Source organism: Pseudanabaena sp. FACHB-2040 (genome assembly GCF_014696715.1).
Classification (GTDB): domain Bacteria; phylum Cyanobacteriota; class Cyanobacteriia; order Phormidesmidales; family Phormidesmidaceae; genus JACVSF01.
Genome location: NZ_JACJQO010000015.1, coordinates 167,693 through 191,961, shown reverse-complemented (window position 1 = coordinate 191,961; position 24,269 = coordinate 167,693). Strand labels below are relative to the sequence as shown.

Annotated in this window: 23 protein-coding genes; 12 read left to right on the top strand and 11 right to left on the bottom strand. The window is 53.9% G+C overall.

The genetic code is table 11. The features are described 5' to 3' along the window. The first annotated feature begins 290 nt into the window (after window positions 1-290). The 3 genes from H6G13_RS18215 to H6G13_RS18200 all read left to right on the top strand — a co-directional run bounded on the left by H6G13_RS18215 (window position 291) and on the right by H6G13_RS18200 (window position 6,280). Window positions 291-3,224 (top strand): GAF domain-containing protein, encoded by a 2,934-nt coding sequence (locus H6G13_RS18215; RefSeq protein WP_190485380.1) that lies wholly within the window; start codon window positions 291-293, stop codon window positions 3,222-3,224. A gap of 839 nt (window positions 3,225-4,063) precedes the next feature. Next, window positions 4,064-5,827 (top strand): protelomerase family protein, encoded by a 1,764-nt coding sequence (locus tag H6G13_RS18205; protein WP_190485376.1) that lies wholly within the window; start codon window positions 4,064-4,066, stop codon window positions 5,825-5,827. A gap of 147 nt (window positions 5,828-5,974) precedes the next feature. Continuing rightward, entirely contained in the window at window positions 5,975-6,280 is a 306-nt protein-coding gene (locus H6G13_RS18200; RefSeq protein ID WP_190485374.1) for a hypothetical protein, read from the top strand. 238 nt (window positions 6,281-6,518) lie between these two features. On the opposite strand, the gene H6G13_RS18195 is transcribed toward H6G13_RS18200, so the two are convergent. The 5 genes from H6G13_RS18195 to H6G13_RS18175 are packed head-to-tail and all read right to left on the bottom strand — an operon-like array spanning window position 6,519 to window position 12,313. Next, a complete protein-coding gene (locus H6G13_RS18195) occupies window positions 6,519-8,333 on the bottom strand; it encodes a CocE/NonD family hydrolase (protein ID WP_190485372.1) in 1,815 nt (604 codons plus the stop codon). Then, complete coding sequence (locus H6G13_RS18190; RefSeq protein WP_190485370.1) at window positions 8,330-8,806, bottom strand: hypothetical protein; 477 nt, start codon at window positions 8,804-8,806, stop codon at window positions 8,330-8,332. The genes H6G13_RS18195 and H6G13_RS18190 overlap by 4 nt, the downstream gene beginning before the upstream one ends. Then, window positions 8,790-10,442, bottom strand: coding sequence for a GH3 auxin-responsive promoter family protein (locus H6G13_RS18185; protein ID WP_199305988.1), 1,653 nt, complete (start codon window positions 10,440-10,442; stop codon window positions 8,790-8,792). The genes H6G13_RS18190 and H6G13_RS18185 overlap by 17 nt, the downstream gene beginning before the upstream one ends. A gap of 1 nt (window position 10,443) precedes the next feature. Next, the gene (locus H6G13_RS18180) at window positions 10,444-11,610 is read right to left on the bottom strand and encodes an enolase C-terminal domain-like protein (protein ID WP_190485368.1); all 1,167 of its coding nucleotides are present in this window, start codon (window positions 11,608-11,610) and stop codon (window positions 10,444-10,446) included. Beyond that, window positions 11,597-12,313 (bottom strand): iron-containing redox enzyme family protein, encoded by a 717-nt coding sequence (locus tag H6G13_RS18175; RefSeq protein ID WP_190485366.1) that lies wholly within the window; start codon window positions 12,311-12,313, stop codon window positions 11,597-11,599. Before H6G13_RS18175 ends, H6G13_RS18180 begins: the two co-directional genes overlap by 14 nt. A gap of 440 nt (window positions 12,314-12,753) precedes the next feature. Here H6G13_RS18175 and H6G13_RS18170 point away from each other — a divergent pair, with 440 nt between their 5' ends. Next, the gene (locus H6G13_RS18170) at window positions 12,754-13,002 is read left to right on the top strand and encodes a hypothetical protein (protein ID WP_190485365.1); all 249 of its coding nucleotides are present in this window, start codon (window positions 12,754-12,756) and stop codon (window positions 13,000-13,002) included. A gap of 186 nt (window positions 13,003-13,188) precedes the next feature. On the opposite strand, the gene H6G13_RS18165 is transcribed toward H6G13_RS18170, so the two are convergent. Further along, the gene (locus tag H6G13_RS18165) at window positions 13,189-13,404 is read right to left on the bottom strand and encodes a hypothetical protein (RefSeq protein WP_190485363.1); all 216 of its coding nucleotides are present in this window, start codon (window positions 13,402-13,404) and stop codon (window positions 13,189-13,191) included. 395 nt (window positions 13,405-13,799) lie between these two features. Then, entirely contained in the window at window positions 13,800-14,378 is a 579-nt protein-coding gene (locus H6G13_RS18160) for a TetR/AcrR family transcriptional regulator (protein WP_190485361.1), read from the bottom strand. Between the two features lie 133 nt (window positions 14,379-14,511). On the opposite strand from H6G13_RS18160, the gene H6G13_RS29210 reads away from it, so the two are divergent. From H6G13_RS29210 to H6G13_RS18145, 3 genes are all read left to right on the top strand, one after another. Continuing rightward, a complete protein-coding gene (locus tag H6G13_RS29210) occupies window positions 14,512-15,057 on the top strand; it encodes a methylated-DNA--[protein]-cysteine S-methyltransferase (RefSeq protein ID WP_277882529.1) in 546 nt (181 codons plus the stop codon). Between the two features lie 7 nt (window positions 15,058-15,064). Then, window positions 15,065-15,724 (top strand): DNA-3-methyladenine glycosylase, encoded by a 660-nt coding sequence (locus H6G13_RS18150; protein WP_190485358.1) that lies wholly within the window; start codon window positions 15,065-15,067, stop codon window positions 15,722-15,724. A gap of 63 nt (window positions 15,725-15,787) precedes the next feature. Then, window positions 15,788-16,435, top strand: a complete 648-nt coding sequence (locus H6G13_RS18145; RefSeq protein WP_190485356.1) for a GNAT family N-acetyltransferase — start codon at window positions 15,788-15,790, stop codon at window positions 16,433-16,435. Window positions 16,436-16,481: 46 nt separating this feature from the next. On the opposite strand, the gene H6G13_RS18140 is transcribed toward H6G13_RS18145, so the two are convergent. The 3 genes from H6G13_RS18140 to H6G13_RS18130 form a co-directional block, all read right to left on the bottom strand. Continuing rightward, window positions 16,482-17,546, bottom strand: a complete 1,065-nt coding sequence (locus tag H6G13_RS18140) for a DUF6765 family protein (RefSeq protein ID WP_190485354.1) — start codon at window positions 17,544-17,546, stop codon at window positions 16,482-16,484. A gap of 269 nt (window positions 17,547-17,815) precedes the next feature. Further along, on the bottom strand, window positions 17,816-18,058 hold the full coding sequence (locus H6G13_RS18135; protein ID WP_190485352.1) for a hypothetical protein: 243 nt from the start codon (window positions 18,056-18,058) through the stop codon (window positions 17,816-17,818). Window positions 18,059-18,122: 64 nt separating this feature from the next. Next, complete coding sequence (locus H6G13_RS18130; protein WP_190485351.1) at window positions 18,123-18,455, bottom strand: hypothetical protein; 333 nt, start codon at window positions 18,453-18,455, stop codon at window positions 18,123-18,125. A gap of 323 nt (window positions 18,456-18,778) precedes the next feature. Here H6G13_RS18130 and H6G13_RS18125 point away from each other — a divergent pair, with 323 nt between their 5' ends. The 4 genes from H6G13_RS18125 to H6G13_RS18110 all read left to right on the top strand — a co-directional run bounded on the left by H6G13_RS18125 (window position 18,779) and on the right by H6G13_RS18110 (window position 21,734). Beyond that, entirely contained in the window at window positions 18,779-19,729 is a 951-nt protein-coding gene (locus tag H6G13_RS18125; RefSeq protein WP_190485349.1) for a sulfurtransferase, read from the top strand. 98 nt (window positions 19,730-19,827) lie between these two features. Next, window positions 19,828-20,067 (top strand): hypothetical protein, encoded by a 240-nt coding sequence (locus H6G13_RS18120; RefSeq protein ID WP_190485347.1) that lies wholly within the window; start codon window positions 19,828-19,830, stop codon window positions 20,065-20,067. A 15-nt stretch (window positions 20,068-20,082) separates the two neighbouring features. Next, the gene (locus H6G13_RS18115) at window positions 20,083-21,246 is read left to right on the top strand and encodes a YeeE/YedE family protein (protein ID WP_190485345.1); all 1,164 of its coding nucleotides are present in this window, start codon (window positions 20,083-20,085) and stop codon (window positions 21,244-21,246) included. Window positions 21,247-21,365: 119 nt separating this feature from the next. After that, window positions 21,366-21,734: a DUF202 domain-containing protein gene (locus H6G13_RS18110; protein ID WP_347277502.1), complete on the top strand. Its 369-nt coding sequence runs from the start codon at window positions 21,366-21,368 to the stop codon at window positions 21,732-21,734. A 138-nt stretch (window positions 21,735-21,872) separates the two neighbouring features. On the opposite strand, the gene H6G13_RS18105 is transcribed toward H6G13_RS18110, so the two are convergent. Continuing rightward, window positions 21,873-22,511 (bottom strand): phosphatase PAP2 family protein, encoded by a 639-nt coding sequence (locus tag H6G13_RS18105; protein WP_190485341.1) that lies wholly within the window; start codon window positions 22,509-22,511, stop codon window positions 21,873-21,875. Between the two features lie 502 nt (window positions 22,512-23,013). On the opposite strand from H6G13_RS18105, the gene ssuD reads away from it, so the two are divergent. Further along, the gene (ssuD, locus tag H6G13_RS18100; protein ID WP_190485404.1) at window positions 23,014-24,150 is read left to right on the top strand and encodes an FMNH2-dependent alkanesulfonate monooxygenase; all 1,137 of its coding nucleotides are present in this window, start codon (window positions 23,014-23,016) and stop codon (window positions 24,148-24,150) included. The last annotated feature ends 119 nt before the right edge of the window (window positions 24,151-24,269 follow it).

Genomic DNA, 24,269 nt, shown 5'->3' with positions numbered 1-24,269 from the left:
AATGGCGCTGTGGACCCACACCGACTCCATCTCGAACTCGGAACGTGAAACGCAGCAGCGGCGAAAATAGTGAGGGGGTTGCCCCTTGTCAAAATAGCTCGATGCCTGGTCTATCTATACGAAAAAGAGCCTCACCTATTCTAGGATGGGCTCTTTGTCTTTTTGAAAAGCTTAATAGTTCGCTTACTTAGCGCCTCTGTGCCTATCAAGTAGTTGGCCAAGTTGACTGCAATAGCAGAATTTGGGAAACATTAGGTTGAGAAACCACGGAAGTTTTGGTACCTAATCTTATGCCGTCGTCCCAGTCTCCAGGTGAACCCTTACCCCAAGAAGCTTTATTGCGCCGCATTGCCAATCGAATCCGGCAATCCTTGGAACTTCAGGAGATTTTAACTACGACAGCAGCTGAAGTACGAGCGTTCTTAGGAACGGATCGCGTCAAGATTTACCAATTTCAGCCTGATGGTCATGGAGTTGTGATTGCTGAGTCGCTTAATAGCGATCGCTTACCCTCTCTTCATGAACTGCATTTTCCGGCTGACGATATTCCGCCCTATGCACGGGAACTGTTTGTGCAGGCGCGTCAGCGCAGTGTTGTAGATTTGAGTACTCATGAGATCGGCATTAGTCCTCTCCATTGCTCAGAGACAGATGAACTGATTGAGCAGACTGATATTCGCTATCGTCCGGTTGATCCGTGTCATCAAGAATATTTAATGGCAATGGGCGTAAAATCTTCAGTTGTCGTTCCCATTGTCCTCGAAGGCGAAGCGGCAGGGTCCTACCACCCTCCCTCTCTCCAACCGTCCAGTCAACTTTGGGGGCTACTCGTCTCACACAATGCTGAACCGCGTGTCGTAAGCGAGGCAGAACTGCAGTTCATCCAAGCGGTAGTTGATCAGGTTGCAGTGGCGATCGCTCAATCTATTCTGCTCGAACACGTTCGCGCCCAAGCGCGTCAAGAAGCTAATATTAATCAGGTGACAGCGCTGCTGCAAACCTCGCCGACAGTAAATTGGCAAGATGCTCTCCAGTCCGCGACGAGTACATTGGAGGCAGGAGGCAGACTATATCTATTTGCCATTGAACAGTTGCCTAAAGAAATCTATACGATCGCTGAGCAGCCCGCCCTTATAGATCCGAGCCAGAATCGCTCAATCGAAGAGAACTTGTTGTGGCAAAAATACCTGCACTCGGTTCTCAATCCGTCCGTGGATGAAACGGGCCGTCAGCCCTGGTCGATTGAATGGATGCGCACCATTTATGAGTTAGGAAAACCCATTCAATCGATACCCACTACTGCTTCCTGCTGGGCGATCAACGACATTTATCAAGAACCTCTATTTCGCACCCTTGCACCCTTCTTCAGCGACACGACTATTCGAAGCGCTCTTATCATTTCTCTCAAGCACGGCACTCAAATCCTCGGCTGCCTCACCTTCTTTCGTAGCAGTATCGATACCGAGATTCTGTGGGCAGGATATCACCATCCCGACACCCGCCAATTAATGCCGCGACAATCTTTTGAAGTGTGGCGGCAACTGAAGAAAAACCAGGCGCAACATTGGACGAAAGAAGAAATCCAATACGCTCAGGTCCTGGGAGAGCGGTTTGCAGCAACTATCAAACAATATCGGCTGCACCAGCAGGTGCAAGCTTTGAATGCTAACTTAGAGCGGCAGGTGGAAGAGCGGACGGAAGAACTGAAGTACCGATCTGAGCAGTTGGAACGATCCAATGCTGAATTAGAGCGGTTGGTGGAACGGCAGACAATGCTGTCTCGGATTGTGACAAAGATTCGCGACTCCCTCGACATTGAAACAATCTTCAGAACGACAACTGAGGAAGTGCGACACCTGTTGAACGTAAATCGAGTGGTCGTGTATCGGTTTAAGGTAGATTGGAGCGGGGAGTTTGTTGCAGAGTCGGTTGCGGCTGGGTGGACCCCCCTGCTCGAGAGACAACTCAACGATCTAACATTGCAGAAAAATATCAGCGAGTGCAGTGCCAAAACGCTGGGGTATCACTCCGCTCAGTTCGCTGATACCTATCTCCAGAATACTAAAGGTGGGCAATACGCTCAAGGTGCACCCCAGCGAGTTGTGAGGGATATCTATCAGGCGGAATTTTCACCCTGTTACCTCGAAGCACTTGAGGGCTATCAAGCAAAAGCTTATATTATTGTGCCAATCTTTCAAAGCGAGAAGCTGTGGGGCTTACTAGCTGCTTACCAAAATTCAGGTCCGCGCGATTGGGAAGATCCAGATGTAGCGCTGATGAGACAGATTGGTTTGCAACTTGGAGTCGCGCTTCAGCAAGCAGAACATCTATCAGAAATCCAGGATCAATCACAACAACTCACCAGCACTGTAGAAGAACTTAAGCGGATTCAAACTCAGCTGATACACAGTGAGAAGATGTCGAGCTTAGGGCAGCTCGTGGCAGGCATCGCACATGAAGTGAACAATCCGATCAACTTTATTTACGGCAATATAAAGCCGTTTAAGGAATACACACAAATACTCCTAGAACTCATCCAGGCCTATCAACAGCATTATCCTAACCCTGCCCCAGATTTGCGCGATCAACTTGAAAAAAGCGACCTTAGCTACATAGAGGAGGATCTTCCTAAGCTATGTGAATCGATACGGATGGGTGCAGAACGCATTCGCGGTATTGTTCAATCTTTACGCAACTTCTCGCGTTTAGACGAAGCTGAGATTAAATCTGTTGATTTGCATGAGGGGCTAGAGAGTACGCTGCTTATCTTGCATCATCGTTTGAAGCCAGGACCTTCAGGGATAGCCATCAAGATTGAGAAGCACTATGGTAACCTTCCTTATGTAAATTGCTATGCAGGGCAACTCAATCAAGTGTTCATGAATTTGATTAGCAATGCGATCGATGAATTGCTGATTGCTGCGGCCGAAAATGGTGTGTCGCCGATTATCATGATTACAACTAGCTGTGTTGACGATGGCTGGGTTGCAGTTTCGATCAAAGATAACGGCCGAGGAGTTCCAACACAAACTCAAGCTAAGTTATTTGACCCCTTTTTCACCACGAAACCAATCGGGCAGGGCACAGGTTTGGGGCTATCAATTAGCTATCAGATTGTAGAAAAGCACGGAGGACAGTTACTTTTTCAATCTCAGCCAAGCTATGGAACAGAATTCGTAGTTAGGCTACCTGTGCAGTTAAACGTGTCTTCGATTTCAAGTTAAGTTAGTCGATCAAAAACATTAAGGAGCGGCAGTCAGATAGATTTCATGAATGGGCACTGGTCTGTTAGAGAGTGATGCGTAAAATTGGCTGCATCGAGTAGATTAGAGCCGATGCACTGCCCAGCATGTGAAAGTTATTAAATCGTCAAGAACGGCAAGGTTACCCTCCGAGGTGGTGCTGTTGTGCAGAAGTATCGCTCTTTAATGATTCTGGTGACAGATAAATTAGAGTAAAAGGGCTGGGAGCTAGGCGGAGCAAATGACAGCGCCTCGTATAACTTCAGTCATTACAACAGTTTTTGGTCAAGTCACCCTGGAGTGCAGGAGCGCTGAGACAACGGAGAATCGAGCTGATTCTGTCACTTCTTAGAGGTCACAAGGTAGTGCTGGTGATTGATGGAACCGGAGACCGCAAGAAGGGATAGACAACTGACCATCAGATAGTCCCTATGGGGAAAGCGGCAGCAGCTTCGTGAGGACACTACGTCGATTGGAGCTTCCTTGTGTGCTGGCCATTCGCTCTGGGTAGTGATGACATGGGTTGATTCGATTTCCTACAAGCAAGTTGGAAACCTCCATGGCTTTCGGCTTGTCTATCTACCTTTAGCGCTGCAATTGGGGGCACAGCCTCTCAGTACCCTGTTTCTTAGGTAATGCCTGTAGGGGAATCAAGGCAGATGCGTTACCTAGAAATAGCTGCCGCTGCCTGCAGTCAGAGCAGCCGGTGCTTCCATACTTGTGTTATCTGAACAGCCAAAAGCTGTTTGGCCTGATATGGATGCAGATTTGGTATATGGATATAGATTTGGATTAGATGAACACCTAGGAGCCCTCAGTACATGGGACGTAGAGCTTGGCTAGAGAAACCCCTGATTGAGACGTGGATACCTCGCATCAAAGCCCTTCCAGACACCTCAGACGGCAGAGCCGAAGCACAGGCCATCAATCGGGAGCTGCAGGACTGGTGGAGCAGCCGAGGTTTAGCAACCCTACGTCAGCAGCAGGGGCCGATGGATATTACTCGCCGCTACCTCAAGACCTACCTCAGCCCAGACCACTTCAGCCTTGAGCACATCAATTTCACAACCGACCAGTGGACAGCGCTAAATCTGGATAAGCAGAAGTCAGTCGCAGATCGCAATGAAAGCGTTCAGTTCATCGTCAGGCCCGACAGCATTGTGGCTCAGGCAGTGCGGCTGCTGGAGAAGCCCGACTGGGCCGATATCTGTGCAGGCCTAGCTGTACTGACCGGAAGACGCTCTAGCGAAATCCTCAGCACGGCTAAGTTTGAGAAGAAATCACAGTGGAGCGTTACCTTCACTGGAGCATTGAAGCGCCGGGGAGAACTGCAGCAACTCTCTTTTGAGATTCCCACGCTGACTACGGCTGAACGGGTGATTGAAGCCCTCGCCAAAGTCCGCCATGAATTGCCCGAAGCTGTGGGGCTAGAGGTCGCTGAGGTGAGCCAACGCTTCGGTCGGGCAGTGGAGGTGGCGTGCGATCGCAACTTCACCACCCTGGTGCCTAAACGAGAGGGCAAAGACAACCTCTACACACACCTGTTCAGAGCGGTTTATGCCACCATTGCAACCTTTTGGTACTGCCCGCCTAACGTCAACGAGACAGAGTTTAAGGCAGCTATCCAGGGCCACTATGCCGTGATGGAGGTAGAGAACCCAGAGCTGAGACGTTCTCTGGCGACCAGTCGGCACTACAGCGACTACGAAATTGCCGATAGCGTTATTGCTCAGTACGGCGGCAAGCGCAAGGGCATCAAGTTAGGACATGGAGGCATCACACCCATTGAAGTATTCTCCCAGTCCTATGCCAAGCACCAGGCCCAACAGCCGCAAACTGGAACCCTTAGTCAACCATTACCCAAAAAATCAATGAAGACGACCCGCATCCAAGTCACGAGGGAAGACAAGGCCCATCTAGAATCGATCTTTGAGGTGCTGGGCTTTGAGGGCAACCAGCATGAGCAAATGAACCAGCTTGTAAGATGGATTCAGGGTCAACTTCGAGGGCTAGCGCAGCAACCCGCAGAACCTGAAGCGGAGCGAGAGGAAGCCATAACACCACCGATTGCGGAAGCTCGTGAACAAGCCAGTGCAGCACTCGAGCAACCGATCACTTCCACCCTAGAAGACAAAATTGGCGGGCTGATCGATGTCATGCAGCAGCTCATCGCCCTCCAGGTTGGGCAGCAGCAGTCTGTCGGGGCTTCTCAAAATGGGGCTACCCCTGCGGCACCCAGATCTACACCTGCCACCCCCAAAACTTCTCCCAAAACTACTCAGGAATCTAAGAAGCCTCACGCGCGCTCTAGGCGGGGGGAATCGGAGCAGCTGATCAATGCAGCTATCGACGCGATCATGGCCTACAACGATGCTGCAAATCGCTATGACGATAAGTGGGCTATCTCCATCAACGTCCTCAAGTCCTTTACCAAGGCTCAGAAGAAGATTGAGCAGGCATTAACAGATCGAGCTGACGAGATCCATGCCCATCACCAAAAGCACCAGATCGACATTAAGCACAACTACAAACACCGGGGCGAAAGCGTTCTAGAATTTGTCAAAGTTTCAGAAACTGCTTCTTGAGGGGTGCCATGCTATAGCCTTCACTGTTAACTACTTCAGTCACTTTCGATGGTTGTAATAATCATTAAAAGTCACGGAAAATCTAGATCTAGGCAGAAAAGCTCTGCTGGAGTCAGGTGGATGCGATCGCACCTTAAGCGTTAGCTCATGAAAATGACGGCCCTTAAGGAAAGAGTTCACCAGCTTTGGAAGGCACCGCACAAAGTTAAGCGGGCGCTGCCCCTGACTCATGACGATGCTTTCGAGGCAGAGATGAGAAAGCATTGTGATCTACGCTGCAAGGGCACTTGGCAGCAGTTATTCGCCATATTCTCTGCCAAATTCCTCTCGGAGACTAATGGCGACAACCAGTTTTTGATCGAATTTCATCTAGCTCAGTGCTCTCAAAAAGAAGGTTGGGCAGATCTCGTATCGCAAGTTCTTCGTTCCCAGGATCAAATGGGCTTGGACTAGGGCTGCCCTCCTATGCGCCACCGGTAGCCCTGCAAAAAACAGGTAGAGCCGCTTGGATGTCCAGGGCTCGATCAGCACAGGTTATGAGCCATCACTCGGTTCCTAAACCGGCGCACCACGGTGATTTCGGTACCCCGATCTAGCCCGAATTTCTACAGGCGAGATAGGGTAAATGAATAGCAGCAAGCTACAGTTGTTTGCGGCAAAGGACGGTTACTCATTCCACTAATTCTAGGGGCTATCCTCCCGCTGGAATAATCGGCAAAATCAGCTGGGAGACAGCAGCGGTGTGGTGGTAGACAGTCTGGGTCGCGGCGACTGGCTGGCGCTCGGTGGGAATATCGCGGCCCGTATTGGGATTGCGGTCGAAGCGGGGATAGCTGCTGCTAGAAACTTCTAGGCGAATGCGATGGCCTGGGAAGAAGACTTGGCTGGTGGGCCAGAGATCGATCGTGATTTCGGTGGGTACCTGAGTTTCCTCTAGAATGTTATTGCTATAACCCCGCCGAAGAATCCCTTCGGAGACGTTATAACCCGTTCCATCGGGATACACATCCACCAGTTTGGCTGTGAAATCGCTATGGGGAGCCGTGGTCGAAACCTGGAGCCGCAGTTGCACTGGCCCCGTCACTTCGATCGCGTCGGTCAGGGGCGGGGTGGTATAGACCAGCACATCCTCCCGCTCTTCAATCATAGTTTGAGGCTGAATGCCTGCGTTTGGCCCCAGCATGGTTCCCCCAGCACTGGGCACTGGGTTTTGCGGGTTGTAAACAAAGCGATCGCTGGCTTCTTCCTCCCCGGGAATCTCCAGACTGAGAAGGCCGTCGCCGTTGAGAGTATTCGCCTGGCCGTTGCTGTGCAGGTAGTAGGGCGTGTAGCGGGTGCGGGGCAGGGGCCAGGTCGATTCTCCGCGCCAGGTGTTAGCGCCCATGACGTAGATCAGCACCGGGCTGGGCTGGGCCGTCTCAGCAGCGCCCTTGAGCTGCTGATCAAACCACGGCAGGCTGGGACCAATACTTTCGAAGCGGTAGTTGCGGGGGCGGCTACCGTCGGGGAAGGTGACGGTGTTGGCGTGGGTCCAAGGCCCAATGATCAGGCGGGTGGCCTCGGCGACCGGGGGGGCCGCGTTGGCGCGAATCTGTTGAAAGTCTGCCAGTTGGGTGGGTAAAAACGGATCGTACCAGCCGGCCATCAGCAGGGCCGGAGCCTGGAGCTGGCGGTTGCGATCGCTGCCATCGACCGCTTGCCAGTAGCGATCGCGATCGGTGTGGCTGACCCAGGTATCAAAAAACGGAATATTCTGCACCGCTCGGTCATCGGCCTCTAGCAGGGGCCACCCCTCATAGCCCTGCTGTAGCTGCTCTTGGGGGAGGGGAATATCCCGTGGGCCGTAGCTGAGGGTCGCCCAGTAAAGGGCGCTCTCTAGGGAAAACGCGCCGCCGGGGTAGAACATGCGATAGAAGTCGGTGCTGCAAATCTGCGGCATCAGGGCTGACAACCCCGGATCAACCTGGTCGGCCAGCACCCACTGGGTATAGCCAAAGTAGGAGCCGCCCCACATGCCGATATGCCCGTCGTACCAGGGCTGCTGGGCGATCCACTGCAGCGTGGCCCGCCCATCTTGGGCCTCGTTCAAAAAGGGCGGATCGTAGCTGCCGCCCGACTCATAGCGGCCTCGGGTTCCCTGGATCACCGTGGTGTAACCGTGACTGGCCCAAAGATGGCCAACAGTGCGGGCAAACAGGATGTGTTTAATCTGTTTGGAGTAGGGAATGCGGACCAGAATGGTGGGTGTAGCTGCGGCCGTACGGGGATGGTAGACATCGGCAACCAGCGCCGTGCCATCGGGGGCGGTCACGCTCACCCGGCGTTCTAAACGGACGCCATAGCTGGCGGGGGGATAGTCTAACTGGTGGCCCAACCAGGCAGCTGCGATCGCACTGCCCCGACCAATAACTAACAGCAGCAGCGCAGTCAGCCCCGCCAGCAGCCACAGCCAGAGCCGCTTGTGAGAGAACAGCCGAGCGCGATGGCGAAAAATCCCTACTCTCATAGCGGCCTCCCCCGACGATGGCCCCAGCCCCAGAGCCAGAGATAGGCAGCCAGCAGCCAGTGAAACACAATGGGAATAGTGCCCTCCCCAAGCCAGCGACGCTCTGGATAAAGACTCATGGTGATGCCGTAGCGAATCACCATCACCAGGGCGTAGCCGTAGCTCACGTACTGTAGGCCTTGACCGAGGCGGGGGCGAGGCTGTTGAAACCAGCCCCGTTCCTGGGCTAGGTCACGATTGATTTTGACTTGGAGCCCCAGAATCAGCAGCTGGCTGGGCAACAGCAGCGGGTAGGGAAGCAGGCCTGAATACCAGTGGGCCATGGGGGGCAAAAAGGGCACCTGACAGCAGGCCACCAGCACCTGCCCCAGCACCCGCAGCAAAAATAGCAGGGTCAGCACCCACAGCCAGGGCACCGGATGCCGACTCGGCCCCAGCCGATGCAGCCGCAGACCATCAGTGGGGGTGGGCATAGGGCAGCGTCAGCTCATAGGTTTGCACAATCGCTTCGGTATCCAGCGGTAGGGGCTGCTGGGTGAGAACCTGCCATTTGTACTGTACCTCCCGCTGACCATGAGCTATGGCCCAGCGTTGAGTAGCCTCAGCCCAGCCCGGTTTCATGCGATGGAGACAGGGGGCGTTTAACCGTCGAGAGGCACGTTTTTGACCGTATTCAACGTTGTTTTGGGCCAAGGCCGTATCCAGGGCTGACAACAATGGCTCGATCCAGTCGTGGCTGGGGACATCTGACATTTCCCAGTACAGCTCGTAGCGCAGGTTTTGGGCATTTGCCACCAGCCGGTAGGAGGCCACCGTCAGGTGAAACTGGCGTTGTAGGGTTGCGATCGCAGCCAGCACATGGTTCACATGTAGCTTCTCCCCGGTCAGGTTACTCATGTCCCGGCCCTTACGCAAAAAGGCAATGACGGGTGATCGGTGATAGAAGTCCGTCACCTCCACCACGTCATTGATGTGATAGCGGTAGAGACCACCGGGAGTGGTCAACAGAATCTGGTAGCACTGCCCCCGTTCTAGCTCATGGCTGAGCAAAATCGGCGGGTCGACCTGGTCAGCGCTGGCTTCTGGAATGAATTCATAGACATTCAGGGTCAGATCTAACAGGCCAGCGGGAGTATTGTTCTGGTAGGGCAGGGTGATTCGGGCTTCACTGGCCAGATAGCCTAGATCTCGAATCGGCAGTGGACCGTAGTCACCAGTGAGTTGTCGGGCCTGTGCCCCCACCGAACCGCCCGTCCAGCAGCCCAGCAGATCCAGATGGGGCCAGCAGTCCCGAGGCCGTAATGCCCCCGTGGTATTGAAGATTTGTTCTAGCTGTTTGGCTCGCTTAGGCTGGGGCCGCTGGGCCGAGATGCCCTCGCCATCGGTGCCGTCGTAAATGGCCTGGATCAGCGATTCTGCCTGGTGAGTCATCACCGTGGCCAGCCGCTTGAGGGTACTGGGGTTGGGCGTACCCAGGAAGGACACCTGCCGCGCCAGGGCATAGCGGGCAATGGCCCAGTAGCGGCGATCGTAGTCGGGAATCTCAAACACCTGGTAAGGGATGGCGTAGGTGCGACGAATCAAAGCTGGGATCTGCTGGTAGATTCGCCCAGACAGGCTGCCGTAGGGAATGCCGCCTGAGGTATAGCCTTCGATCGCTGGGCTGACAATCCCCACCACCGCCCGGCTCAAAAATGTTGGGTGATCTTGCAAAATTCGGTAGAGCCACTGCCGCATTAGCTGTGACCCGCCCCGCTCTACCTCAGCGGTGACGGGAATATATTTGGGCTGCCCAGTGGTGCCGCTGGTCAAGGTAAACATCCGCACGGGCTCATTCACCAAAATCTTTTCCTGGCCTGCCATCATCTGCTGCACATAGGGCCGAAAGCCTTCGTAGTCGCGGATGGGCACTGCGTGGCGGTAGTCTAGCGGGGTGCGAATCTGATCAAAGTGATGCTCGCGGCCAAACTGAGTGTCTCCATGGCGGCTGAGCAACTGGCGCAATAGCTGCTGTTGGGCCAGCTCAGGCTCTTGGGTGGCAGCCTCTAGCCGTTGTTTCAGGGCTCGACCCTGCCAGTGGAGGCCGAGGGTATACAGTCCGGCTATCATCTCACACCGCCTTAGTTGTCAGTGAAATTATTTGCTGGGCGTATTTTTCCAGCAGGGCATCTTGAATCTCTACCCCCAACCCTGGCCCCTTCAAAGGCTTAGCCAAACCTTGATGGCCAAAGTGAATGGGGCGACGACTGAGATCTTCCCGCAATAGCAGACTGCCGTAGGAGCCTTCGCAAAAGCTGATCTCCGGCAAATAGGCCGCCAAGTGCCGCCCTGCGGCGGAGAGAATTGCCGTCTCGCCCACCTGGCAGCCCACCTGCACCTGAATGCCAGTGGCTTGAGCCAGCTCAGCAATGGCCAAGGTTGGCCCTAGTCCCCCACATTTTGACAGCCGCAGATTAAAGCTTTTGCAGGCCCTGGCCGCAATTAGCGCCTCGGCATCCGCCAGGGTAATCAGCGACTCATCGGCCATTTGGGGAATAGTTGAGTTCGCCTGAACCGTTGCTAAATCCTGAGGATGACCGCGCGAAATCATTTGCTCGGCGCTGTCGATCTGAAATTCTGCTAGGGCCTCACAGGTAGCGATCGCACTTTCCACCGAGTAGGCCCCATTGCCATCTACCCGCAACGAGACCTGCGGCCCCACCACCGCGCGAATCGCCGCCAGCCGTTCCCGATCCGCCTCCCCCGTGATCTTCACCTTCACGTGGGGCAGGCCAAATTGCTTGAATCGCCTGGCATGTTTCACCGCTCCCTCAACGCTGCTGGCCGTGATCACGCCGCTGTAGGTGACCGGGTGCCGAGGCGGCAAGAGGTCCCCCAGCGAAACCCCGGCAGATTTCAGCAAACAATCGACCAGGGCTAGCTCAAAGCCACAGCGAGCCCCATGCCAGGCCACTACGCCAGGGGTTGCCAAACTATCAGCATCGGCAGGTAGGGCCAACGACGCTAGCCAGGCGATCGGATTCTGTCCTGTCCACCGGAGATAGTCGGTGGCTTGAACCGCAGGCCATAGGGTGCGTTCCATAAACTGCAAACAGCCGTCCACCGTCTCCCCGGTGACGTAAGGCCGCGCCACTGCCTCACCATAGCCGACGGTGCCGTCTTCGGCCCGCAGCCGCACCACGATGGAATCTGAGTAGCTGCGCGATCGCACACTGTGGGCAAAGGCTTCGACAAAAGGAATTTGCAGGGCAAACAGGGTAGCGTCAACGATTCTCATGGGAAGATTCGGCAAGAGGGGGCAGGTCGGCGAAGTATCGCTTGATAAAAATGTTCTCGCGGAAGGTAATGTCGAGAATGGTCTCTAGATCCTCGGCCTCGATCTCGTAATAGGCCAGGTATTGCTCAACGCTGTCTAAACCTTCCTCGGCGTGGCGAATATCGACTTCAGAATGGTGATCAAACCAGGCTAGACTCGCGGGCGGCAGACCGCGATAGGCCGCTAGAGCATGGCCAATGCGACTGGCTAGGCGAGAGAGCATCCACTCAAAGCAGGTCACCTCCAAGAGCACTGACAGCCCCAGTTCCTGCATCGTGCCAAACAGCAGCGGATCGGTGCAGAGCTGACGAATTTGAGCCTGCGCCGCCTCGGCCAGACGAGTTTGGCGATCGCGATCAAACCCCGCCGCCGTTGCCAGTTGATACAGTAGATCAGGGTGGCAGATGGCCACCTCATCTAGCCCCAGTTCTTCCAGTAAATTGTGTTTGATCTGGGGCGCGGCCTGCGGCGGTGCCACTGCGTAGAGAAAGGCCAAAATTTGCGGACTCTTCAGGTGAGTCTGGCAAAGGTTAAAAATAAAGGCATCGTACTCCTGCAGGGAGGCCTGACCCTGCTCTAAGCGCTGAAACCAGGGGGAGTACTCAAAGGCCTGCACCTGCTCTGCATATTGGGCCTCAATCAGTGGACGAATCGCCTGCACCATAACAATCTTTCAATATTGAGCGTCAAAACCAAGCTATTGCTGTCGCAGCCTTAAAACTGTTTGAGATATTGGGGATGCCAGCGGATTGAAGTGATTCAACCTGCCAAGGGGAAAGCCTAGCCTGAGCTACTACGTCATCATTCTGGCTTAAGGCCATTTGGCCAGGGCGGTAGCGATGGCAATGGTAAGCCTAGCGATGGAGTAGGCCTTTAGATTGCTCATGGCAGGCGGTAGACTCAGGTGTAAAGACTAAGATCTAATTCAGTCCGGGTGAGGCTGATTTCGGAGATGGTCCATTGATCTTAGGAGGCTATCTCGTAGAACAGCTCAATACAGGGCTAGTTTTTACAGCCTGGTTCAGTAGATTGTGGCAGTAAGCTGGTTGCTGAAACCACTTACCGTGTCGGAGGCGGTGGCGGGATTGTCCACAGTCGGCCGGGATGGCTAACCTACAAGATGTGGTTAATTATGGGCAGCGACCAGCCCCGACACCACAGCCCCAACAGTCAAATCAAAGGAATCAACCAATGCTGGAAATTCAAAACGGCGAATACGTCATCAACCTGAGCCAAATCTCGGAAATCAATAAGACTAACCCCGATTCATGGAAGGTCACAATGGTCTCGGGCAACGAGTTCACGGTTGAGGGTGCCGATCTGACCAAGCTGAAAAGGGCTCTCGGTCTCTAATCTCCCGCCGTGGGCACGGCGTAAAACTGCCCAACAACACAAAACACCCATCGCCTTTCTCAGGGCATTGCCAGGTGCAAGCGCTGCAACACAATTTTTACGGCTGAAGAATACATAGAACCGGCCAAGAATCTAGATTTTGTCTTTGAGGAAGACAACTCAGATGACGACTCGTCAGCCGCCCCATCATCGGTGCTGCCATAGAGAGCAGTGGTAGGTGCAAGGGGTGCTTCTATGGTGCTGAGCGCAATAAGCGCTGATGTCGTTGAGGGAAGTGCCTCTCCAGTGAAGGCATTCACTGCACCGCCGCTGATACTGCCGGTTAGCGTTGACGCGGTTGAGCTCGCGCTGATTGAACTCATACCGGGTTTCCTTGCGATCGCGTCCGTCTTTGCCCCTCATAGTCTCTCTCCAAATGTGATCCCAAAGCCAGTGCCTCTTTGAGGCAGATTGTCCTATCCTAAGTTCTGCTTGTTGCTGTAATCATCTCGCAGAGCAAGTATAGTGAGCCGGGTAGGAGCAAGACTAAGCGCCTGCTGAGTCTCAGCATGCCAATAATCCTTTTGCTGAGGCTGTTTTACCTGTAAAACTGAGCGCCACAGGAATTCTGATCACAAAATATTGCGTTTTGTCGTCTAATGCAGCAGGCAGACTGAGTGTTGCTTTCTCTGCTTGTTTTGAGCTTTCTGCGGCCGCTGATTTGAGTTGTTAGACACCAATAGCGAGGTGTTCGACTATGAGAGTTCTTGAAACAGAGCGTTTAGTTCTTCGTCGGCTGACCAAAATAGAGGTATCGTCTAATACGCAGTAAACAATCCCCTTAGATTGTTGTGAACAAATTCTTCTACCATGACAGGGCTTGCTCTCATTCGAGCTAGGGCAAATAACCCGACCATTGCTCCAAACAGCGCATCAACCCCGGCGGCAATAGATACGGTAGGAAGCAGATCCTGCTCCTGCTGAGCCTGATGCAAATGGTCGGTAAAAAATTCTCTGATAAACGCAACATCTTGATCGAGGGCTTGCTGAAGCTCAGGAGTTGGAATTTCTTGAGACATGAGCAAATTCACTAAGAAGCAGCCTCGTCCCATTCCTTGATTGGTCGCAAGTGCGATCGCATTATCAAAATACTCCACAATCGCCTTCCTGCCCCGATGAGCGGTTTTGTAATTGCCTTGAAATGTTCGCCCATACCGCTCAAACGCAGCATAGAGCAGCGCCTCCTTAGAGCCAAAGGCATTGAACAAGCTGCCGCGCTTTATCCCTAACTGCCGCGCTAGATCATCCAGAGACACGGCGCTGTACCCATGTTCCCAAAAATACTCACATAGCTTATCGGTCACAGCATCTGAGTCAAAAGAACGAGGTCGAGGCATGGTAGTGAGTGGCTAGAGTTTCGTTCTTGACGAGTCCGACAAAAACGTATATTCTTGACGAGTCCGACAAAAATGCAAGCAAAACGTTAGTGTAGCGCACGAAGAGGTTTAGAATCTCTTGCCGTTTGCTCCCATGCAGCTGTATTTAGGCATGAATAAGATGGAACTGTTATGGGATGAGTTAAAGACAGAAATTGGGGCACTCCTATTAGTGTTAGTGGCCGATCAATCAGCCCTCTGTGCCCTTTACTACGAGAGCGAGCGACCCCAGTTGATGCAACGGCTCACGCGACGCTATGGGCAATTTCAAATGCGTCGAGCCAAGAATCCACAGGGTTTCACGGAATTACTCCAAGCCTACTTTGCAGGGGACTATCAAGCGCTCGACCGCATTCCTGTCAGTGCAGAAGGAACGCCTTTTCAGCAACAGGTTTGGTCAGCGCTCCGAGCGATTCCGAGCGGAGAGACAATCGCCTATGGAGAACTGGCAGCAAAGATCGGAAAACCCACAGCTGCCCGCGCTGTGGGCTTGGCAAACGCAGTCAACCCAGTTGCGATCGTGGTTCCCTGCCATCGCGTCATTGGGGCAAATGCGAAATTAGTAGGATACGGAGGTGGACTTGAGCGTAAGCAATGGCTTCTCAACCACGAAGGCGTTACCTTGCCTGTAGTAGGCTGATCACCTAATGAAGACTAACCGTATAGCAGAGCAGGGTTTCACTCACCCTGATTACAAAACTGCGATTGAGGTACTTAGACAAGCGGATGCCGTACTAGCAGCCATCGTCGACCAGGTTGGTGACTGTACCCTAATACAGGAACAGCAAACTGGCGACGTATTCTTAAGCTTGTGTGAATCAATTATCTATCAACAAATCTCAGGAAAAGCAGCCGCAGCTATCTATCGTCGGTTTCTAGAGCTTTATCCAGAGCAATCGTTTCCCACAGCAGAAGATGTTCTCAACACGGATGATGACGCGCTGAGACGGGCAGGGCTATCTCGCTCTAAAGTCGTTTACCTCAAAGACTTGGCACAGAAAGTTTTAGAAGGATTGCCCACATTAGACGAGCTAAAGGAGATGAACGATGAAGCGGTGATTCAACAGCTGACGCAGGTCAAAGGCATTGGCCGATGGACAGCACAAATGCTGCTGATTTTTCGACTACATCGTTGGGATGTTTTGCCAGCCGATGATTTAGGCGTTCGGACAGCCGTTCGTCGAGCCTATCAATTAGCAGACTTACCAGATAAGAAAGCAGTTGAGCAGATAGGGCAGAAGTGGAAGCCCTACTGTACGATTGCCACCTGGTATTTATGGCGCAGTCTCGAATTACTGCCCAACTAGCATCATGAGGATCGTGACCTATAACCTTCGTTAAATTTCACCCAGCCTGTGAGGAATCCATCGATGCTAGAAGTCTCTACTTCTTCGATCAGTACGCTTGCTCAGGTGTTGGCAGAATCCTTTGCCGATGATCCAAGCTTTGAGATGGTCTTTAATCAAAGCAGTGGTCGCTTATCCAGCATACAAGCGTTTTTTGAACCATTTGTAGCAGATGCTAGAAAACGCGGCAGAATTGCTTTAGCACCCAATCTGCAAGGCGCTTGCCTATGGTATCCAGCGGACGTGGATATTTTTGATGAGACGTTTGAACAGATGCTGAAGGAGATTGCTCAAATCATTGCAGAGCGAGTTGGAGAAGAAATGGCTCAATTTTGGCAATATCTGATTGAGCAAGTTGGCAAACACGAACCGCAGCAAAGTCGATGTGAGGTGTTTTTTCTGGGGCTGAAATCCTCGGCGCGGGGACAGGGTTTAGGGCATAGTTTAATCCAGCCTGCTCTTGATTATGCAGACCAACATCAGCTTCCGTGCTACCTAGTCTCTTCTAACTCCCGCAATCTTTCCTTCTACAAACGTCACGGCTTTCAGGAATATTGCTCGATCAAAATTACTGACACCTATTCCATGACAGGGATGTATCGCCCTCCCTATGAATCATCCAATCAAAACGTTCCATCACTCAGTAGGAACAGTGTTGCTGACACCAAGTAAGGTTTTTGAAGATGCGATCGCACCCGCAAATCTGTGTGTGCGAAACCTACGCTACGCAAATACCGTACTGAGGCAGAAGCTCGTGGATGATAAAGAAGTGATGAGCCTTCAGCGCATCGTGAAACAGCTTCCAGTGGCTGCTGAGGAAATCAGGGGAGTAGGGAATTTTGGTGTCATTGCGATCGCAACCTTCTTCTACGCGCAGCGCCTGATACTTCCAAGATCCCCGGCCTTTGGCCGCGTAGCTGATTTTTGCTGGGCCAAAGCTAAACTTCCCAGCGGCAATGGCGGTTAGCCAGGTTTGGTGACGCATCTCCCCCTTAATATCGGTAATAGACGACAGCATGTGAGCGATTAACGATCTATCTGGCTCAGGCAAGCCCGACACCGGAGCCTCTGGATCGGCTGCCCGAAATCGCTGCATTGCTTGATACATCTGGTCAGCGGCTTCTAAAAAGTCTCTGGGGTTGTCTCGCACAACCTTTTCTCCGCGCCCATTGGTGTAGCCCCAGCGTAAAAAGGGCTTGTCAGGGTTGCCCAAAACAGATCCATGCCCTAGCGGCAAAGCTTCCCCAATGAAAAAGCTCTGAAGCCGGTTGATCAGGCTCTGATCGGGAATATTGTTGCTGTCTACTAAATCATTGGCACAGTTGATCCGATGGTTAACCCCAGCAAATCCCTGATGAGCCCAGGTATCGGCATAAACGTGCAGAGTAATGCCGAGGCGATATAGCCCATAGGGCTTGTGCCGATGGCGGATGCACTCCTGCACCATTGCTTGGGCAACTGGGCTATTGGGGCGGCAGATGAGCTTATCTACAAAGCTGCCCTCAGGGTCTTGTCCGGCAGGCAGGCCGCCATTGCCGGGAAGAAAGTGAAACGGAATCCAGACTCGGCTGTTGGCTAGCTCCCGAAAGTTGCGGTAGTCCAACATCTTATGCGCTGAGCTAATGCGGTTAAACATGGCCCCATTGTCAAACCGAATCAGCCCTGCACTAATAGAGTCATCGACGTACTGGGCGCAGTAGGCCACGATGTTAGCCGCAGCGTGCTCAAATCCGGCCAGGCGGGCGCAGACATAGGTGACGCCGTGATGAAAATCAATTTGCATGGGTAACCCTAAGTCTCGATAAGCAGCAAAACGGCTCCTTCAGAGAATAGGGACATTTGTGGGTAGCTTGCCTGGTTAGCTTCTAAATTCTTAATTTTGGCCGAATATTTACGACAGCCGCCACATTGCAGCCTAGGATGCGCCGAAACCAACTAACTAGATATTGAGGACCCGCCATATCTGCCTCCACTCAAAAGGCATAGTAATTGTGGGGAAAGTGCGGCTAGGCCAAGCTGGCATGGACTTGCAGCGTTTCAAAGCGGTAGGAGTTAGTCGTGGGTTTCCTCAAAAGAGGCTTGAAAGGTAAATGAAGCCATTTGCAGCCACCTCTGAAAAACAGCATGTAGATGCACTAGCAAAAAGCTGCCTAGAACCAGCGGAGCCAGCAGCACAATGACACCATAACCACGGCCATGACTCCAGCGGTGAGGTAGCCGCTGGCGCGGCTTGGGTGGAGGGGATGCAGCAGCAGGAGCCTCGGCAGCAGCGCTGTAGGGGATGGGAATTGCCATAGAGTCACCAGAGAGGAAAGCTGAGGAAATATTGGGCTCTGAACCTGCGTGAAGACAAAATGCATTAACAATGCCAGCCATCGCCATCGGGGTTAGCTCTGCCCTGAATGGTGACGGGAAAGGTTTGCAGCTGGCGCAAGGCCTGTTGAATGCTGTTGATAGGGCCTTGCAAATCTAGATCGAATGCCAAACTGCTGGTGCTGAGAGGGGCTTGTCGGGTCAGATATCGAGCTGGTGCAGCCTGCAGCAAAATGCCGCAACAGGCCCTCAACTCTTCCAGCGCTCTAGTGATGCCTACGGAGTCAGGAGCAAAGATTCGCAGTCGCAGGCGCGTCTGGGGCTGGCTGGAGAGAAGCCTGTTCGCAGAAGGTTGAGATGAGAGCGTTGAGAAAATCATAACTTCGTGTGTGTCTTGAGAGAGCTCTACTGCTGAGCCTTTATCTCAAATTCCTTTTATAAATGCATATACCGGTAAACCGGTCGGCTTATCGGTTTTTGAATATTGACACACCCTAAAAATATTTTCAACTGATTTACATTCGAATTCCAGTTCAAGTAAGATTCGATTGCTGCTAAATTTTGATTTGAGCGTTGCTTTAACGTCAATAGCACTGACCAACGGCCCACAGCTGGGCCTCTACCTGCCGCTTCACCCGCTTCTCAGCAGGCGTAGTTGGCCTGCTCTGGATATCTAAAACACCTGTAGAGAAGGAGACAATTATGCAAATTCGTTTAGGTCGATGGGTGCCTGCTGTAGCCACCTTTTTAGCGTCTCTGCTGGCGGTAGTAATTCTGATTCCGGGCGTTTCTCTGCCGGGTCGCGCCGCTAACCCCACTAGCCTGGAGTATGTCAGCCCCGAGTGGCTGTCGCAGCACGCTAACGATGCCAACCTTCGCATCTTAGATGTACGGATCAATCCACTGGACTACATTCAAGGGCACGTGCCCAACGCTGTTCACATTGCCGATGGCACATTTCGTGGGCCCAACGGTCGCCTGCCGGTGCAGTATTGGGAGCTAGAGAAGCTCGGCTCGCTGTTTGCTCAGTCAGGCGTGAGCGATACCAGCAAGGTGGTGGTTTACTCTGATGGCCCCAATGTCTTGGGTGCCTCAATGGTGGCCTATCTGCTGGAGCGCAGCGGCCACAAAGACTTAGCCGTTCTCGATGGCGGATTTAAGGGCTATCAAGGGGCAGGGCTACCCGTCACCCGCGAGTTTCCCCAATATGCAGCAGGTAACTTTACGGTGAAGGATGATCCTTCGGTGCGGGTCACGCTGGACCAGGTGCGCCAGTACGTCAGGGATCAGTCGGTTAAGTTCATTGATCCGCGTCCGTCTGCCCTCTTTTCGGGTGAGCAGGACGTATTCATTCGCAACGGACATATTCCCGGTGCAAAAAATATTCCCTGGCCCAGCTTTACCGTTGGTGATGACAACCCCCACCAGCTAAAGCCCTTAAGCGAAATTCAGGCGCTGCTGGATCGACGCGGCATTAGCAAAAATGACGACATTGTTGTGACCTGCAGCACCGGACGGGAAGCCTCGCTGCAGTACGGGGTGCTGAAGCACCTGCTGGGCTACCCCAACGTGCGGGTCTATGAAGGATCTTGGACGGAGTATTCGGCCCAGCTCGATTTGCCGGTGGAGACTGGGGTTGACCCTGATCTCTAAAGTCTTCCTGTGGACGATTCGGGCTGCCTGCGGTTGCTCATAGCGATGTAGGCAGCTTTTCTGCCTCATTATTTACCCTCATTGATGGAGCTGCTTTGATGTTGAAATGCCTGATTTTGCTGATTGCCGTAGTCACTATTAGCTTCACAGGGCCGGTGGGGGCTGCCCCTAGAAGCACCCCTAGCAGCAATTTAACTACAGCCTCACGGCTTGATACGGAAACCGCCTGCATACCCACCCCTACTCCTTCGCCTACCCCTGCTCCTAACGATGATGGCGGTCAGCCCAAGCCGCGCAGGGGTAGAGGGCGAGCCGTTTCATTTTCTCTCGTGTCGTAACTGTCGGTACCCGCGATGACTTCGTCCGTTAATTTTCCAGAGCAGCTGAAGCCGCGATCGCAAACCACCTTGATCTTCATTCTGCTGGCTCTGCTGACTGGGCTGACGGTGGGCCTGCTGCCCTTTGGCTGGAAGCAGAGCGCCCTGTTTCTCATCGGTACGCTTCTGGGGCTGACGCTCTACCATGCCAGCTTTGGCTTTGCTTCGTCTTACCGCCGGTTGTTGGTAAATCGCGATGTGCGGGGCGTGCTGTCTCAGGTGCTAATGCTGGCTCTGGCGACGGTTCTGTTTGCGCCGCTACTGCTGCATCAGGTGGGGCGCGGGGCCGTGGCTCCGGTGGCGGTGCAGGGTGCGGTCGGGGCTTTTCTCTTTGGGGTGGGGATGCAGCTTGGCAGCGGCTGTGCCTGCGGCACCCTCTATACCATTGGCGGCGGCAGCTCGATGATGCTGCTAACCCTGCTGACCTTTGGCACAGGCTCCTTTTTGGGAACGCTGAGCAACGGCCTGTGGCAGGGCCTACCCAAAACTGAACCGATTTCTCTGGTGCAGTGGGGCTGGCCTGGAGTGGCCCTACAACTCGTTATTTTGGGAGCTTTGGCGGCCGGACTCTGGTACTGGCAGCGCTTGGCGGCAGAGAAGACGCCCCTGTGGCAGCCGCTGTCTTGGCGGTCTTTTCTCTATGGCCCGTGGTCGCTGGTGTGGGGTGCGATCGCACTAGCCCTGCTCAACACCCTGACCCTGGTATTGGCCGGTCGGCCCTGGGGCGTGACCTGGGGCTTTACCTTGTGGAGCGCCAAGATCGCTCAACTTCTAGGTTGGAACCCGCAGAGCAGTGAGTTCTGGAGTCAAGATGCGATCGCTCAAATGCTGCAGGCAAGCGTATTTGCAGACGTAACTTCGGTAATGAATTTCGGTATTGTGCTGGGAGCGTCTCTGGCGGCAGCCCTAGCTGGACGGCTTGCACTGCGCCAACCCCCGTCGAAGCTGGCGGTTATAGCCGCGCTGATCGGCGGCCTGCTGATGGGCTATGGAGCCTGGCTAGCCTTTGGCTGCAACGTGGGAGCCTACTTTAGCGGCATAGCCTCCACCAGTCTGCACGGCTGGCTGTGGATTGCCTTTGCGCTGCTGGGCACTGGCCTCGGTGTCAGGCTACGCTCAAGTTTTGGCCTGTCGAACTAGATCTTCTCTGCCACTCGCCCACTCGCCCACTCCCTGAAATGACCAATTCCGATGCCCCGTTTGAAGCCTCTCTAAAGGAACCGGCTGCTCAAGCTAGCGCTCCGTCCCCGGCTAAAACGATGTCCAGCTCGCGCATCCGCGACCATTTGGCCAACGAACGCACCTATTTGGCCTGGATGCGTACTGCCATTGCCCTGATTGGTTTTGGCGTGCTGATTGCTCGGCTGCGCTACCTAATCTCGCCCGATGTTCCCGGTACTGGCTATGGCTGGGCACTGGGTTTAATGCTGGCCTGCATTGGTTTGCTGACTGTGCTGCTCTCAACCTGGCATTACTTTTCGGTGCAGCGGGCTATTGAGCGCGACACCTACGAACCCAGCAGCCGCTGGATTTTGCTCTTTAGTCTGGTGGTTACTCTAATGGGAACGGGCGTGCTTTATGTGCTGGTTTCGATGCCCAGTACGGTAAAGGGTGGGCTAATGTTTTGAGGAAAAATCACCTCGTCTGACTGTGCCGGTTCTAGCAGTGGTTGCAGGGTCTCGGTGGCAGGGTCGGACATAGGCGAATGCGATCGCAACAAGCAAGTGTGTTTAGTCTAACCAATGCTGAATCACGCCCGTCATCGGTCATTCATCGTTCGCTACTGGCTCTACAGAATCCGGTATTGGCCTATCTCCAAACACAACCAGCCCTACGCCTACAGTGAAGGCAATTGAGAGCATCCAGCCTGCCAGGATGTCGCTCGGAAAATGCACGCCCAAATATAGGCGAGTCCAGCCGATGACGGCAACGAATAGGCCGCCGTAGGCGATCAGCCAGGGTCTGAGCGGCTGGTGCCAGTTGATCAAGATTAGGGCTGCCACAAAGGTCATGCTAGACATGGCGTGGCCGCTGGGGAAGCTGAAGTCAAGGTGGGGTTTGAGCGCTTCCCACAGAGCGGGGCGGGCGCGGTGCCAAATCTCTTTGAGGGTGCGGTTGAGCAGGCTGCTGCCGACTAGCGTCAGGCCCAGGTAGGTAGCAATGCGCCAGCGCTGCCGCCACAGAGCTAGAGCGATTAGCAAGAGCGTGGCGGGAATAACGCCCCATTCTGTGCCGAAATCGGTTGCGATCGCAGCCACCCGATCCAGCCTGGGATTGGCGTAGGGGTGAAGGATTCGCATTAGAGAAATGTCCCACGTCAGGGCATCGGGGTTGGCAGCAACCAGCACCGCCAGAAACGTAAAGACCAACAGAGGGCACACCAGGCCCAACCAGATTCGTTTCATTTTGGGTTAAACAGCTTTTAACTCATCCTGTCAGGCGCTCCTACGGTCTAACACGGGTTGGGATCTGCTTGGGCTAGCTCAGCAGGATTTTTTAAGGCTAACTGCGCTCTAATTGCCAGAATGGGTCGTTTTCCCGCATTCCTAATCAGGGGGAGGATGACCCCTGCCGTGGTGTTGCATTGAGCCGAATCAAAATTGTATTTCAATTTACTTGAAAGCGAAATGAGATTGTGACATACTCATTGCCAATCAAATAACGGTATTCCTACCGAATTTGCGGAGATTCCTAAAGGGCTGTCTGGTTTGAACCTGGCGGCTAAAGGAGTTCACAGGAAGTCAGCAATGAACAGCTTTGGCACAGGGAGCTCACTCACTCGCATGGGAAATGGTTACGCCACCTCTCTGATATGCGCGTTCAGGCTCCTAATCCCTCCCTGTGCCTTTTCTCTTCTCAGATTTTTCGAACGTTGTCCAAAGCGCGGACGCTATGAAGGAGTTTGCTATGGATGTGCTCTGGTTTATCCCCACCCACGGCGATGGTCGTTACCTGGGCACGGCAGTCGGGGGGCGCGCCATTACCCCCGACTATCTGCGGCAGCTGGCCGTTGCCATCGATCACCTGGGTTATGCAGGGGCATTGCTGCCTACCGGCAAATCCTGCGAAGATGCCTGGATTACGGCCGCTTCGCTGATTGCGGTCACTCAGAAAATGAAGTTTCTGGTGGCGGTGCGCCCCGGCATCTCATCGTCGGGAATGGCGGCTCGCATGGCTGCGACCTTTGATCGGCTGTCGCAGGGGCGGCTGCTGGTCAATGTTGTGACGGGGGGTGATCCATCAGAGCTGGCCGGAGATGGGCTGCATTTAGACAAAACAGCCCGCTACGAGTTGACCGATGAGTTTCTGCACGTCTGGCGCGGGGTGATGCAGGGCGAGGTCGTGGACTTTGAGGGCAAGCACCTCTCGGTTAAGGGGGCGAAACTGCTCTTTCCGCCTGTGCAGGCTCCGTATCCGCCGCTGTACTTTGGGGGGTCGAGTGCGATCGCAAAAGAAGTCGCCGCCAAACACGTCGATCTCTACCTCACTTGGGGCGAGCCCCCGGCCCTGGTCGCCGAAAAGATTGCCGAGGTTCGCAGCCTAGCCGCCCAACATGGCCGCACTTTGCGCTTTGGCATTCGCCTGCACGTGATTGTGCGCGAGAGCGAAGCCGAAGCCTGGGAAGCCGCCAATCGACTGATCCACCACCTCGATGATGAGACTATCGCTGCGGCCCAAGCTGCTCTAGCAACCGCCGACTCTGAGGGACAGCGGCGCATGGTGGCCTTGCACCACGGAGGCCGAGACAACCTAGAGGTCAGTCCTAACCTCTGGGCTGGGGTTGGCCTAGTGCGAGGCGGGGCGGGAACCGCACTAGTGGGCGACCCCGATCAGGTTGCGGCTCGCATTCAGGAATATGCCGACCTAGGCATCGATACTTTTATCTTCTCTGGCTACCCCCACTTAGAAGAAGCCTACCGCTTTGCCGAACTGGTGTTTCCCAAGCTGCCTCTGAAAAACCTGCCCAAAGCCGCACCCAGCCGCTACATCAGCCCCCTAGGCGAAATCATTGCCAACGAAAAGATTCCTGCCAGCGCCAGCTAACGTGAGAAGCCAGAAACCGGGTTTCTTCTGGGCTTCAGAGACCACGACTGGCAGCAGAGTAGAAACCCGGTTTCTAGACGCTTAAGGGGCCACGACTGACAGCAGAGTAGAAACCCGGT